The organism is Streptomyces sp. NBC_01551 (genome assembly GCF_026339935.1).
Classification (GTDB): domain Bacteria; phylum Actinomycetota; class Actinomycetes; order Streptomycetales; family Streptomycetaceae; genus Streptomyces.
The window spans coordinates 4,576,644-4,590,715 of the sequence record NZ_JAPEPX010000001.1; the positions used below are offsets into that span (position 1 = coordinate 4,576,644).

Annotated in this window: 12 protein-coding genes; all 12 read left to right on the forward strand. The window is 71.3% G+C overall.

Annotated features, from left to right (window positions below):
* Positions 1 to 2 precede the first annotated feature (2 nt).
* The 12 genes from nrtL to OG982_RS20955 all read left to right on the forward strand — a co-directional run bounded on the left by nrtL (position 3) and on the right by OG982_RS20955 (position 14,030).
* Complete coding sequence (nrtL, locus tag OG982_RS20900; protein WP_266949080.1) at positions 3 to 977, forward strand: ArgS-related anticodon-binding protein NrtL; 975 nt, start codon at positions 3 to 5, stop codon at positions 975 to 977.
* Between the two features lie 19 nt (positions 978 to 996).
* Positions 997 to 2,388: a diaminopimelate decarboxylase gene (gene lysA, locus OG982_RS20905; protein ID WP_266949081.1), complete on the forward strand. Its 1,392-nt coding sequence runs from the start codon at positions 997 to 999 to the stop codon at positions 2,386 to 2,388.
* Between the two features lie 159 nt (positions 2,389 to 2,547).
* Positions 2,548 to 3,837 carry a homoserine dehydrogenase gene (locus OG982_RS20910; RefSeq protein ID WP_266791816.1) on the forward strand — a complete coding sequence of 430 codons (1,290 nt, stop codon included), beginning with the start codon at positions 2,548 to 2,550 and terminating at the stop codon, positions 3,835 to 3,837.
* Positions 3,838 to 3,844: 7 nt separating this feature from the next.
* Positions 3,845 to 4,915 (forward strand): threonine synthase, encoded by a 1,071-nt coding sequence (thrC, locus tag OG982_RS20915; RefSeq protein WP_266949083.1) that lies wholly within the window; start codon positions 3,845 to 3,847, stop codon positions 4,913 to 4,915.
* Positions 4,916 to 5,253: 338 nt separating this feature from the next.
* Positions 5,254 to 6,180: a homoserine kinase gene (thrB, locus tag OG982_RS20920; protein ID WP_266784518.1), complete on the forward strand. Its 927-nt coding sequence runs from the start codon at positions 5,254 to 5,256 to the stop codon at positions 6,178 to 6,180.
* 422 nt (positions 6,181 to 6,602) lie between these two features.
* Positions 6,603 to 8,702, forward strand: a complete 2,100-nt coding sequence (rho, locus tag OG982_RS20925; protein ID WP_266784516.1) for a transcription termination factor Rho — start codon at positions 6,603 to 6,605, stop codon at positions 8,700 to 8,702.
* A gap of 397 nt (positions 8,703 to 9,099) precedes the next feature.
* The gene (locus OG982_RS20930) at positions 9,100 to 10,203 is read left to right on the forward strand and encodes an LCP family protein (RefSeq protein WP_266784514.1); all 1,104 of its coding nucleotides are present in this window, start codon (positions 9,100 to 9,102) and stop codon (positions 10,201 to 10,203) included.
* Positions 10,204 to 10,384: 181 nt separating this feature from the next.
* On the forward strand, positions 10,385 to 10,600 hold the full coding sequence (gene rpmE, locus OG982_RS20935) for a 50S ribosomal protein L31 (protein ID WP_214954960.1): 216 nt from the start codon (positions 10,385 to 10,387) through the stop codon (positions 10,598 to 10,600).
* 111 nt (positions 10,601 to 10,711) lie between these two features.
* Positions 10,712 to 11,791 carry a peptide chain release factor 1 gene (gene prfA / locus OG982_RS20940; RefSeq protein ID WP_266784510.1) on the forward strand — a complete coding sequence of 360 codons (1,080 nt, stop codon included), beginning with the start codon at positions 10,712 to 10,714 and terminating at the stop codon, positions 11,789 to 11,791.
* 43 nt (positions 11,792 to 11,834) lie between these two features.
* On the forward strand, positions 11,835 to 12,680 hold the full coding sequence (prmC, locus tag OG982_RS20945) for a peptide chain release factor N(5)-glutamine methyltransferase (protein ID WP_266784508.1): 846 nt from the start codon (positions 11,835 to 11,837) through the stop codon (positions 12,678 to 12,680).
* 49 nt (positions 12,681 to 12,729) lie between these two features.
* Positions 12,730 to 13,377 (forward strand): L-threonylcarbamoyladenylate synthase, encoded by a 648-nt coding sequence (locus tag OG982_RS20950; protein ID WP_030153769.1) that lies wholly within the window; start codon positions 12,730 to 12,732, stop codon positions 13,375 to 13,377.
* A complete protein-coding gene (locus OG982_RS20955; protein WP_266784505.1) occupies positions 13,374 to 14,030 on the forward strand; it encodes a protein-tyrosine-phosphatase in 657 nt (218 codons plus the stop codon). The genes OG982_RS20950 and OG982_RS20955 overlap by 4 nt, the downstream gene beginning before the upstream one ends.
* Positions 14,031 to 14,072 lie beyond the last annotated feature (42 nt).

Consider the following 14,072-nt stretch of genomic DNA (forward strand, 5'->3'; position numbering starts at 1 on the left):
CCGTGACCCCCGCTGACCTCTCCCGTACCGTCGTGCGCGCCCTGCGCCGCGCCGTCGAGGAGGGTGGCCTGCCGGCCGGAACGGGCGTTCCGGAGCGGGTCGTCGTCGATCGGACCCGGCCCGGTGGGGTGGGGGAGTACGCCACCGCCGTCGCCTTCCAGGTCGCCAAGAGTGCGGGGATCAAGCCCGCCGAGGCCGCTCGGGTGATCGCCGGGCTGCTGGTCGACGTCCCCGGTATCGAGCGCGTTGAGATCACCGGCGCCGGGTTCCTCAACTTCATCCTGGCCGAGCGGTCCGCCGCCGAGCTGGTGCGCGAGGTACGCGAACGCGGGAACCGCTACGGGTTCGCACCCGACGGGGAGATCCGGGCCCGGGTCGTGGCGGAGGCCGTCCAGCGGATCGTACGGAGCCAGGGGCAAGGGCAGGGCCAGGGGCAAGGGCAGCGGCAGGCCGGCGCCGGGCTTCGGGTCGCGCCCGTCGCGCGCCGGGACGGGGACGTCGTCGCCGCCTACGGGGCCGACGCCGCCGCCTGGGCGATGCTGACCGTGGCGCCGCACGAGACCCCCTCCTTCTCGCCCCGGCTGCTCGTCCAGGACGAGTCGGCCAACGAGTTCTTCCGCGTCCGGTACGCGTACGCGCGGAGCCGGGCCCTCACAGTCAACGCGGCCCGGCTGGGGTTCCGTGGCGAGCCCGGCGCCGTCGGAGAGGGAGACGGCGGCGGGGCGCTGCTGCGGGCCCTGCGCGATTACCCCCTCGTCCTCGAAGCCGCCGCGCACCACCGTGCGCCCGAGCGGCTCGTCAGGCATCTGGTCGAGCTGGCCGACGCCCTGCTCGACTTCCAGTACCGCGTCCTGCCCGCGGGGGACGAGAAACCCTCGGCCGCCCATCGTGCCCGGCTGGCTCTTGCCGAAGCCGCCGGGACGGTGCTGGCCGGCGGCCTGGCCCTCCTCGGCATAGACGCTCCTGACTGCCTGTGATCTGCGAAGAGAGATTCCGATGAGCCGTTCCGCGCACCCCGCCGGGCCCCGCCACGCCGACGTCCTGCCCGAGGGCCACTACTCCCCGCCGCCCGCCGACCTGAACGCGCTCGACGAGAAGGTCTGGTCGCGGACCGTCCGCCGGGGCGAGGGCGGTGTGGTGAGCGTGGGCGGCGTGCCGGTGACCGAGCTCGCCGAGGAGTTCGGGACGCCCGCCTACTTCCTCGACGAGGAGGACTTCCGGGCCCGCTGCCGCGCTTGGGCGCACGCCTTCGGCCCCGACGCCGACGTCTTCTACGCCGGGAAGGCCTTCCTCTCCAAGGCCATCGTGAAGTGGCTCAAGGAGGAAGGCCTCAATCTGGACGTGTGCTCGGGCGGGGAGCTGACCACCGCCCTCGCCGCCGGGATGCCCGCCGAGCGCATCGCCTTCCACGGCAACAACAAGTCCGTCGCCGAGATCACCCGCGCGGTCGAGGCGGGCGTCGGGCGCATCGTGCTCGACTCCTTCCAGGAGATCGCCCGCGTCGCGCACATCGCCCGCGAGAAGGGCGTGCGCCAGCCCGTGCAGATCCGGGTGACCGTCGGCGTCGAGGCGCACACGCACGAGTTCATCGCCACCGCGCACGAGGACCAGAAGTTCGGCATCGCCGTCGCCGACGGATCCGCCGCCGAGGCCGTACGCCGCGCGCTCGGGCACGACAGCCTGGAACTGCTCGGCGTCCACTCCCACATCGGCTCGCAGATCTTCGACATGGCCGGGTTCGAGGTCTCCGCCAAGCGCGTCGTACGGCTGCTCGCCGCCGTGCGCGACGAACACGGCGTCGAGCTGCCCGAGATCGACCTGGGCGGCGGCCTCGGCATCGCCTACACCTCCGCCGACGACCCGCGCGAGCCCCACGAGATCGCCAAGGCCCTGCACGAGATCGTCGCCCGCGAGTGCGAGGCCGCCGGCCTGCGCGCCCCGCGCATCTCCGTCGAGCCCGGCCGCGCCATCGTCGGCCCCACCGCCTTCACCCTGTACGAGGTCGGCACGATCAAGCCGCTCGAAGGCCTGCGCACGTACGTCTCCGTCGACGGCGGCATGTCCGACAACATCCGTACGGCCCTCTACGACGCCGAGTACGCGATCACGCTCGTCTCCCGCACCTCCGACGCCGAGCCGATGCTCGTCCGCGTCGTCGGCAAGCACTGCGAGAGCGGCGACATCGTGGTGAAGGATGCGTTCCTCCCCGCGGACCTGGCGCCCGGTGACCTCGTGGCGGTGCCCGCGACCGGCGCGTACTGCCGCTCGATGGCCAGCAACTACAACCACGCGCTCCGTCCGCCCGTCGTCGCGGTGCAGGGCGGGGCGGGCCGCGTGATCGTCCGGCGCGAGACGGAGGAAGATCTCCTGCGCCTCGACCTCGGATGATTCCCTTATTTCCGGGGGAAGCCTCCGAACCCCCAAAATGGACGTCTCACTCAATGGACCGAGGGTGGAAACTGCTGTCCATTGAGTGAGACTGGGTGACACCCGGTGCGCAAAACGTGCACCGGGAGCGATGGAAGATCGAAAGGCGTAGGTCGAATGATGCGTACGCGTCCGCTGAAGGTGGCGCTGCTGGGCTGTGGAGTGGTCGGCTCAGAGGTGGCGCGCATCATGACGACGCACGCCGACGACCTCACGCAGAGGATCGGCGCGCCCGTCGAGCTCGCCGGCGTTGCCGTGCGCCGCCCCTCCAAGGTGCGCGAGGGCATCGACCCCGCGCTGATCACCACCGACGCGACCGCCCTCCTCAAACGCGGCGACATCGACATCGCCATCGAGGTCATCGGCGGCATCGAGCCGGCCCGCACCCTGATCACCACCGCCTTCGAGAACGGCATCTCCGTCGTCTCGGCGAACAAGGCGCTGCTCGCCCAGGACGGCGCCGCGCTGCACGCCGCCGCCGAGGCGAAGGGGCTGGACCTCTACTACGAGGCCGCCGTCGCCGGCGCCATCCCGCTGGTCCGCCCGATGCGCGAGTCCCTCGCGGGCGACAAGATCAACCGGGTGATGGGCATCGTCAACGGCACGACGAACTTCATCCTCGACAAGATGGACTCGACGGGCGCCGGCTACCAGGAGGCGCTCGACGAGGCCACCGCCCTCGGATACGCCGAGGCCGACCCGACCGCCGACGTCGAGGGCTACGACGCCGCCGCCAAGGCCGCGATCCTGGCCGGCATCGCCTTCCACACGCGGGTCCGCCTCGACGACGTCTACCGCGAGGGCATGACCGAGGTCAGCGCCGCCGACTTCGCCTCCGCCAAGCGGATGGGCTGCACCATCAAGCTCCTCGCCATCCTGGAGCGCGCCGCCGACGGCGAGTCGGTCACCGCCCGCGTGCACCCGGCGATGATTCCGCTGACCCACCCGCTCGCCTCCGTCCGCGAGGCGTACAACGCCGTCTTCGTCGAGGCGGAAGCCGCCGGGCGGCTCATGTTCTACGGCCCGGGCGCGGGCGGTTCGCCGACCGCCTCCGCGGTCCTCGGCGACCTCGTCGCCGTCTGCCGCAACAAGCTCGCCGAGGCAACGGGGCCCGGCGAGTCGGCGTACACCCAGCTGCCGGTCAGCCCGATGGGCGACGTCGTCACCCGGTACCACATCAGCCTCGATGTGGCCGACAAGCCGGGCGTCCTCGCCCAGGTGGCGACCACGTTCGCGGAGCACGGCGTGTCGATCGACACCGTCCGCCAGCAGGGCAAGGACGGCGAGGCCTCCCTCGTCGTCGTCACTCACCGCGCGCCCGACGCCGCCCTCTCCGGGACCGTCGACGCGCTGCGGAAGCTGGACACCGTCCGCGGTGTCGCCAGCATCATGCGTGTTGAAGGGGAGTAAAGGACCCATGAGCAGCAATCGCACCCACCAGTGGCGCGGCATCATCGAGGAGTACCGGGACCGGCTGCCGGTGACGGACACGACTCCGGTGGTCACGCTCCGTGAGGGCGGTACTCCCCTCGTCCCGGCCCAGGTGCTCTCCGAGCGCACCGGCTGCGAGGTGCACCTCAAGGTCGAGGGCGCGAACCCCACCGGGTCCTTCAAGGACCGCGGCATGACCATGGCGATCACCAAGGCCAAGGAGGACGGCGCCAAGGCCGTCATCTGCGCCTCCACCGGCAACACCTCGGCCTCCGCCGCCGCTTACGCGGTGCGCGCCGGCATGGTCTGCGCGGTGCTCGTGCCGCGCGGCAAGATCGCGCTCGGCAAGATGGGCCAGGCCCTGGTCCACGGCGCCAAGATCCTGCAGGTGGACGGCAACTTCGACGACTGCCTCGACCTCGCCCGCGCGCTGTCGGACAACTACCCGGTCGCGCTGGTCAATTCCGTCAACCCGGTCCGCATCGAGGGTCAGAAGACGGCCGCGTTCGAGATCGTCGACGCGCTCGGCGACGCCCCCGACATCCACGTGCTGCCCGTCGGCAACGCCGGCAACATCACCGCGTACTGGAAGGGCTTCAAGGAGTACAAGGCCGATGGCCTGGCCTCCCGTACGCCCCGCGTGTGGGGCTTCCAGGCCTCCGGTTCCGCGCCCATCGTGCGCGGCGAGGTCGTCAAGGAGCCGCACACCATCGCCACCGCGATCCGGATCGGCAACCCGGCCTCCTGGGACTACGCACTGGCCGCGCGGGACGAGTCGGGAGGGTTCATCGACGAGGTGACGGACCGGCAGATCCTGGCCGCCTACCGCCTGTTGGCCGCGCAGGAGGGCGTGTTCGTCGAGCCCGCCTCGGCCGCGTCCGTCGCCGGCCTGCTCAAGGCCGCCGAGCTCGGCCTGGTCGACCCGGGCCAGAAGATCGTGTGCACCGTCACGGGCAACGGTCTGAAGGACCCCGACTGGGCCGTCGCCGGCGCTCCGCAGCCGGTCACCGTGCCCGTGGACGCCGAGGCCGCCGCGAACCGTCTCGGCCTGGTCTGACGCGGTTCGTTCGTTGCCGGGTTCCGGCAGGCGCGGACAACCGTCCGCACGCCTTCGGAATCCGGCAACTCGCCCCGTACGGCACCAAAAGTCCACCAGAAGTCAAGGCAGGGCGGCGGAATCCACCGGGAGACGCCGACACGCATCGTGCGCCTCCTGTGCGCCCTATGTCGCGAGAGAACCTTCCTTCGATAGGCTGTACTTACATCCGCCACCGCGCACATGACCGCGGTGCTGCCCCGAGGGCCTTCGGGTGTCGTACGTTCTCCAGTACATTCGCAGCGAAGATCCCGCCCAGTCACCCGATCTCGCACAGTCACGAGGAGTGTCATCAACCGATGGCAGGTCCAGCGTTCCGCGCCGCCGCCGTACGGGTGCGCGTCCCCGCCAGCAGTGCCAACCTCGGCCCCGGCTTCGATGCCCTCGGCCTGGCCCTGGGGCTCTACGACGACGTGGTCGTCCGGGTGGCCGACTCCGGCCTGAACATCGACATCGCGGGCGAGGGCGCCGACACCCTGCCGCGGGACGAGAGCCACCTCCTCGTACGTTCCATGCGTACCGCCTTCGACCTGCTGGGCGGGCAGCCGCGCGGCCTTGAGGTCGTCTGCGCCAACCGCATCCCGCACGGCCGCGGCCTCGGCTCCTCCTCCGCCGCCATCTGCGCCGGAATCGTCGCCGCCCGTGCCGTGACCATAGGTGGCGAGGCCAAGCTCGACGACGCGGCGCTGCTGGAGCTCGCCACCGAGATCGAGGGCCACCCCGACAACGTCGCCGCCTGTCTGCTCGGCGGCTTCACCCTGGCGTGGATGGACGGCGGAAGCGCCAAGGCCATCAGGATGGAGCCCTCGGATTCCATCGTTCCGGTGGTCTTCGTCCCCTCCAAGCCCGTCCTCACCGAGACCGCGCGCGGCCTGCTGCCGCGCACCGTCCCGCACGTGGACGCGGCCGTCAACGCGGGTCGCGCGGCCCTGCTCGTCGAAGCCCTGACCAGGCGTCCCGAGCTGCTGCTCCCCGCGACCGAAGACCGGCTCCACCAGGAGTACCGGTCCCCGGCGATGCCCGAGAGCGTGGCACTCGTCAACCGGCTGCGGGCGGACGGCATCCCCGCGGTCATCTCCGGCGCGGGCCCCACGGTCCTCGCGCTGGCCGACAACGGTGCGGCCGACAAGGTCGCGCGGCTCGCGGGCGAGGGGTGGGCGGCCAACCGGCTGGCCCTCGACGCCGCGGGCGCGAGTGTCCTTCCGCTGGGCACCCAGGGCGGCTAGTCCGCCGGACGTGCTCTGAAAGCGGGCGGCCAGGGCAGGCCGCCCGCCCGGAAGGCGCGATTGCCGGTGATTGAGAGGGGGAATATCTTTTGGATCCGGTAGTGTTAATCTCAAGTGCGCATCCGAAGCCGCCATGGCTCGGTGCTCAGTGTCCCCATACGGGACCACCTTTCTTCCGGGAGCCTCCCCGACTGCTTTGATCGCTGCCAGCAGTTTCGAGCACGCTCCGGAATCGGCGTGACATTCCCACGCTTTCAGCTCGGGGGCTTCTCGCCGGAACCACCCATGCACGTTTCTCTCCGCCGTATCTCTTTCGGCGGACCACCGCCCCGGCACGGTCCACACACCTAGGACTGTTGTCGGACAGCACAACCGGTCGCCGAGCCAGACAGGCCGACGTCCGCTCCAGGGAAGGACCCTTCGTGAGCGACACCACCGATCTGATGGGCGCTGCCGACACCAACGTCGACACCAGTGCCCCCGCCGCGAGCGCCGCCCCCAAGCGTCGCCGCTCCGGCACCGGCCTCGAGGGCATGGTCCTGGCCGAGCTGCAGCAGGTCGCGTCGGGCCTCGGAATCAGGGGCACCGCGCGGATGCGCAAGAGCCAGCTGATCGAGGTCATCAAGGAGGCGCAGGCGGGTGGCGGCAGTGCCCCCAAGGCCGCCGCCTCCGCGGACACCGCCGAGGCCAAGCCGAAGCGCCGCGCCACCAGCAAGGCCCGTACGGGTGAGGTCGCCGCCGAGGCGCCCGCCGAGAAGACCGCCGCGCCGGCGCAGATCGAGATCCCCGGCCAGCCGGCCAGCGACGACGCCCCCGTCGGCGAGCGCCGCCGCCGTCGGGCCACGGCCCCCTCCGGCAGCCCGGAGTCCTCGGCCCCCGCCGCCGTGCAGGTCGAGCAGAAGACCGAGACCGTGCCGGCCGCCGCCGCGCCGGCCGAGACCAAGGCCGAGGCCGCCACCGCCGTCTCCGCCCCGCAGGGCCAGGAGGCCGGCGAGGGCCGCGGCCGCCGGGACCGCCGCGACCGCGGTGACCGTGCCGAGCGCGGCGACCGTCAGGGCCGCCGTGACCGCGGTGCCAAGGCCGACGACCAGGGCCAGGGTGCCCAGGGTCAGGGCGGCCAGGGCCAGGGCCAGGCCGGTCAGGGCCAGCAGCAGGGTGGCCAGGGTCAGGGCGGTCGTCAGGACCGTGCCGACCGTGCCGACCGCCAGCAGCAGGGCGGCCGTCAGGGCCAGCAGGGCCGTCAGGACCGCCAGGACAACGGCCCGCAGGACGACTTCGACGGCGAGGACGGCCGTCGCGGCCGTCGCGGCCGCTACCGCGACCGCCGAGGCCGTCGCGGGCGCGACGAGTTCGCCCCGAACGAGCCGCAGGTCGCCGACGACGACGTCCTGATCCCCGTCGCGGGCATCCTCGACATCCTCGACAACTACGCGTTCATCCGGACCTCGGGCTACCTGCCCGGCCCGAACGACGTGTACGTCTCCCTCGCCCAGGTCCGCAAGGCCGGTCTGCGCAAGGGCGACCACACCACCGGTGCCGTGCGCCAGCCCAAGGACGGCGAGCGCCGCGAGAAGTTCAACGCGCTCGTGCGCCTGGACTCGGTGAACGGCATGGCGCCCGAATCCGGCCGCGGCCGCCCGGAGTTCCAGAAGCTGACCCCGCTGTACCCCCAGGACCGGCTCCGTCTGGAGACCGACCCGGGCGTGCTGACGACCCGCATCATCGACCTCGTGTCGCCGATCGGCAAGGGCCAGCGAGGCCTGATCGTGGCCCCGCCGAAGACCGGCAAGACCATGATCATGCAGGCGATCGCCAACGCGATCACCACCAACAACCCCGAGTGCCACCTGATGGTCGTCCTGGTCGACGAGCGTCCGGAAGAGGTCACCGACATGCAGCGGTCGGTCAAGGGCGAGGTCATCTCCTCGACCTTCGACCGCCCGGCCGAGGACCACACCACCGTCGCCGAGCTGGCCATCGAGCGCGCCAAGCGTCTCGTCGAGCTGGGTCACGACGTGGTCGTCCTGCTGGACTCCATCACCCGCCTGGGCCGCGCGTACAACCTCGCGGCGCCCGCCTCCGGCCGCATCCTGTCCGGTGGTGTCGACTCGACCGCGCTGTACCCGCCGAAGCGCTTCTTCGGTGCCGCGCGCAACATCGAGGACGGCGGCTCGCTGACCATCCTGGCCACCGCGCTGGTCGACACCGGCTCGCGCATGGACGAGGTGATCTTCGAGGAGTTCAAGGGCACCGGCAACATGGAGCTCAAGCTCGACCGGAAGCTCGCCGACAAGCGCATCTTCCCGGCCGTCGACGTCGACCCGTCGGGCACCCGCAAGGAGGAGATCCTCCTCAACGCGGAGGAGCTCGCCATCGTCTGGAAGCTGCGCCGGGTGCTGCACGCGCTCGACTCGCAGCAGGCGATCGAGCTGCTGCTCGACAAGATGAAGCAGACGAAGTCGAACGCCGAGTTCCTGATGCAGATCGCGAAGACGACTCCGGCGGGCAAGAACGACGACTGATCCGTCGCCGCACCGCACCACCGAGACCGCCCCCACCGCAGCCGCGGCGGGGGCGGTCTCGCGTTTCCCGGACCCCTGCCCACAGCCCTGTCCGGATCCCTGCCCACACCTCCGTCCGGATCCCCGTCCGCACCCCCGCCCACGTGCGAGCTGTGACACATTCCGGGCCCGCGGCAGTCCTCGTACGCCCGCCCGCGCGGCCCCGGGAACCCGCAGGTGGACGGGGGGATCACGCGGTGCCACGGCCACGTGTGCGGCTCCTCGGCCCCGCCCGGCGGGGCGTCGGCCGGGTGGGGCCGTGGAACCCTGGAGGCTCTCAGGCCGTCTGTGTCTGCGGACAGCGGGGTGGAAAGAGGGCCGAACCGGCCGGGAACCCGGACTCAGGACTGAGGAGAGCATGAGCCAGGACACCACGGGCCAGGGGGGCCACCGCACCGCCGGACGGCGCCGGCGCAAACCGGCGGCGCGTCGCAGGGCACTGACCGTCGCCGCGTGGAGCGCGGCCGGTGTGGTCCTCGTCGGCGGGGCCGGGCTCGGGTACTTCTACTTCAAGTTCAACGGGAACCTGAAGACCGTCGACATCGACTCGGCGCTCGGCACCGACCGGCCGCAGAACGTGGACAACGGCTCGATGGACATCCTCGTCCTCGGCTCGGACTCCCGCGGCGGCGCCAACGCCGAGTACGGCAAGGACGACGGCGGCTCCGCCCGCTCCGACACCGCGATGATCATCCACCTGTACGAGGGGCACGAGAAGGCCAGCGTGGTCTCCATACCGCGCGACACGATGGTCAACCGTCCGTCCTGTCCCACCCCCGGCGGCAAGACCGATCCCGGCAGCACGCGGTCCATGTTCAACGAGTCGTTCACCATCGGCGGGGCCGCCTGCGCGGTCAAGACCGTCGAGAAGATGTCGGGGATCCGCATGGACCACTACATCGAGGTCGACTTCACCGGCTTCAAGAAGATCATCGACAAGCTCGGCGGCGTCGAGGTCACCACCACCAAGCCGATCAAGGACGGTGCCAGCCACCTCGACCTGGCGGCCGGCACCAACAAACTCAACGGAGAGCAGGCCCTCGGCCTCGTCCGCACCCGCAAGAGCGTCGGCGACGGCAGCGACCTGGGTCGAATACAGCTCCAGCAGGCCTTCATCAAGGCCCTGATCAAGCAGGTCAAGGGCATCGGGGTGTTCGACAACCCCAAGCGGCTGCTCGACGTCGCCGACACCGCCACCAAGGCGATCACCACCGACAAGTCCCTCGGCGACGTGAAATCCCTCATGGGCTTCGCCCAGGGCCTCCAGGGCATCGACGCCCAGGACATGCAGATGATCACCCTTCCGGTGGCCGGGGACCCGCGTGACGTCAACCGCGTGGTCCCGCTCACCAAGGAGTCCAAGATGGTCTGGGACTCCCTCCTGGCCGACAAGCCGATCCCCGCCGAGGCCACCGAGAACTCGGCCGGCGACAAGGGCACGGCCGGCTCGATCGTCCAGTAGGCCCAGGTCAGGGGCGCCTCGGGAGCGGCCGGAATAGATGCCGGCCCGCTGCCGTTGAGTCAGGCGTCCTCAGAATTTTGACAGGCGGCCCGGTCCTGGCAGACTGGTCTGTCGGCCCCGGTTCACGCAGTGCGCAATTCGGCTCCTGCGACCCGGCGCCCTCCCGAATCTAGGAGACACCTTGAAGCGCGATGTTCACCCCGAGTACGTCGAGACCCAGGTCAGCTGCACCTGCGGCGCGTCGTTCACCACTCGTAGCACCCTGACCGAAGGCACCATCCGTGCCGAGGTCTGCTCCGAGTGCCACCCGTTCTACACGGGCAAGCAGAAGATCCTCGACACCGGTGGCCGTGTCGCCCGCTTCGAGGCCCGCTTCGGCAAGGCTGCGCAGAAGTAGCGCGCTTCCGGCGCCGGATCCCGGCTGTGCCCTGTCCATACGGGGGCAGCCGGACCGGCGCCTTTGTCGTCCCGCAGCCCTTTTTCGTACTTTTCACCCCAGGAGCCCCCGATGTTCGAGGCGGTCGAGGAACTGATCGGCGAGCACGCCGATCTTGAGAAGAAGCTCGCCGACCCTTCGGTCCACTCGGATCAGGCCAACGCGCGCAAGCTCAACAAGCGCTACGCGGAGCTGACCCCGATCGTCGCGACCTTCCGTGCCTGGAAGCAGTCCGCCGAGGACATCGAGACGGCCAAGGAGTTCGCGGCCGACGACCCCGACTTCGCGGCCGAGGTCAAGGAACTGAGCGCGCAGCGCGAGGAGCTCACCGAGAAGCTCCGCCTGCTGCTCGTTCCGCGCGACCCCAGCGACGACAAGGACGTGCTCCTGGAGGTCAAGGCCGGCGCGGGCGGCGACGAGTCCGCCCTGTTCGCGGGCGACCTGCTGCGCATGTACCTGCGCTACGCCGAGCGCGTGGGCTGGAAGACCGAGATCATCGACGCCACCGAGTCCGAGCTCGGCGGCTACAAGGACGTCCAGGTCTCCGTCCGCACCAAGGGCGGCAACGGTGCGACCGAGCCCGGCCAGGGCGTCTGGGCCCGCCTGAAGTACGAGGGCGGCGTGCACCGCGTCCAGCGCGTTCCGGCCACCGAGTCGCAGGGCCGCATCCACACCTCCGCCGCCGGCGTGCTCGTCACCCCGGAGGCCGAGGAGGTCGAGGTCGAGATCAACATGAACGACCTCCGCATCGACGTGTACCGCTCCTCCGGCCCCGGCGGCCAGTCCGTCAACACCACCGACTCGGCCGTGCGCATCACGCACATCCCGACCGGTGTGGTCGCCTCCTGCCAGAACGAGAAGAGCCAGCTCCAGAACAAGGAGCAGGCCATGCGCATCCTGCGCTCGCGCCTGCTGGCCGCCGCCCAGGAAGCCGCCGAGCAGGAGGCCTCCGACGTGCGCCGCAGCCAGGTGCGCAGCGTGGACCGCTCCGAGAAGATCCGTACGTACAACTACCCGGAAAACCGGATCTCGGACCACCGGACCGGCTTCAAGGCGTACAACTTGGACCAGGTGCTCGACGGGGACCTCGACCCGGTCATCCAGGCTTGCGTCGACACCGACTCCGCCGCCAAGCTCGCGGCCGCGCACTGACCCTCGCTCCACCCCCCGTACGACAGCAGCCCGGAGGACCAGCGTGAACTTGCTGCTTGCCGAGGTGGCCCAAGCCACCCAGCGGCTGGCCGCCGCCGGCGTGCCCTCACCGCGCTTCGACGCGGAGGAGCTCGCCGCCTTCGTGCACGGCGTCAAACGGGGGGAACTGCACCACGTCAAGGACACGGACTTCGACGCCCGCTACTGGGAGGCCGTCGCCCGCCGCGAGGCGCGCGAGCCGCTCCAGCACATCACCGGCCGCGCCTTCTTCCGGTACCTGGAACTCCAGGTCGGGCCCGGGGTGTTCGTGCCCCGGCCCGAGACCGAGTCCGTCGTGGACTGGGCCATACACGCGGTCCGGGCGATGGACGTCGTCGAGCCGATGATCGTGGACCTGTGCACCGGCTCGGGCGCCATCGCGCTGGCCATGGCGCAGGAGGTGCCGCGCTCGCGCGTGCACGCCGTCGAGCTGTCCGAGGAAGCGCTGCGGTGGACCCGCAAGAACGCCGAGGGCTCGCGGGTCACCGTCCACCAGGGTGACGCGCTCAGCGCGCTGCCCGAGCTGGACGGCCAGGTCGACCTCGTCATCTCGAACCCGCCGTACATCCCGCTCACCGAGTGGGAGTACGTCGCCCCCGAGGCCCGCGACCACGATCCGGAGATGGCGCTCTTCTCCGGCGAGGACGGCCTCGACACCATCCGCGGCATCGAGCGCACCGCGCACCGGCTGCTGCGGCCCGGCGGCATCGTCGTCATCGAGCACGCCGACACCCAGGGCGGCCAGGTGCCGTGGATCTTCGCCGAGGAACGCGGCTGGGCCGACGCGGCCGACCACCCGGACCTCAACAACCGCCCGCGCTTCGCGACCGCCCGCAAGGCCCTGCCGTGACGGGCACGACCTTTCCCGCCACCCCCCTGCTGCACGAGGAGTCCCGCTGATGGCCCGGCGATACGACTGCAACGACGCGACGGACCGCAAGACGGGACTGCGCGAAGCCGCGTCCGCCGTGCGCCGCGGCGAGCTCGTCGTGCTGCCCACCGACACCCTGTACGGGATCGGCGCGGACGCCTTCAGCGCGGAGGCGGTCGGTGACCTGCTCGCCGCCAAGGGCCGGGGCCGCAACATGCCCACCCCTGTCCTCATCGGCTCCCCGAACACCCTGCACGGCCTGGTCACGGACTTCTCCGAGCAGGCGTGGGAGCTCGTCGACGCGTTCTGGCCGGGCGCGCTGACGCTCGTCGCCAAGCACCAGCCGTCGCTGGCGTGGGACCTGGGCGAGACCCGCGGGACCGTGGCCGTACGGATGCCGCTGCACCCCGTCGCGATCGAGCTGCTGACCGAGGTCGGGCCGATGGCGGTGTCCTCGGCGAACCTGACCGGGCACCCGGCGCCGGAGGACTGCGACGCGGCGCGCGAGATGCTGGGCGACTCGGTGTCCGTGTACCTGGACGGCGGGCCGACTCCGGGGATCCAGCCGTCCTCGATCGTCGACGTCACCGGGAAGGTTCCCGTCCTGCTGCGTGAGGGGGCGCTGACCGCCGAGCAGCTGCGGGAGGTCGTACCCGACCTCGAGGTGGCCCCGTGAGCCCTGAGGGGCGTGGCATAGCAAGCGGGCATTCCCTGGCCCCGGCCGGGGGAGCGACCTTCCGCATCCTCCACGTCAGCACCGGCAACGTGTGCCGCTCGCCCATCACCGAGCGGCTGACGCGGCATGCGCTCTCGCACCGGCTGGGCGGCCTCGTGACCGGGGACCTCATCGTCGAGAGCGCCGGCACGTGGGGGCACGAGGGAGCGCCCATGGAGGCGAACGCGGCGGCCGTGCTGGCCGACTTCGGCGCGGACGCGTCGGGGTTCACCGGGCGCGAGCTGCTGGACGAGCACGTCATACGCGCGGACCTGGTCCTCACGGCGACCCGTGACCACCGGGCGCAGGTCATCTCGATGGGCCATTCGGCGGGCCTGCGCACCTTCACGCTGAAGGAGTTCACCCGGCTGGTACGGGCGATAGATCCGGCCACGCTGCCGCCGCTGGACGACGGGATGGCCGAGCGGGCGCGCGCGCTGGTGCGGGCCGCCGCCGCGCTGCGCGGCTGGCTGCTGGCGCCGTCCCCCGACGCCGACGAGGTGTACGACCCGTACGGCGCCCCGATCACCTTCTTCCGCTCGATCGGCGACGAGATCAACCAGGCGCTGGACCCCGTCGTCACGGCCCTGACGGGCGTCACCGCGCCGCACTGAGGCTGCGGGCGCACCGCTCGGCCGAAGGGCCGGGAGGGCCCC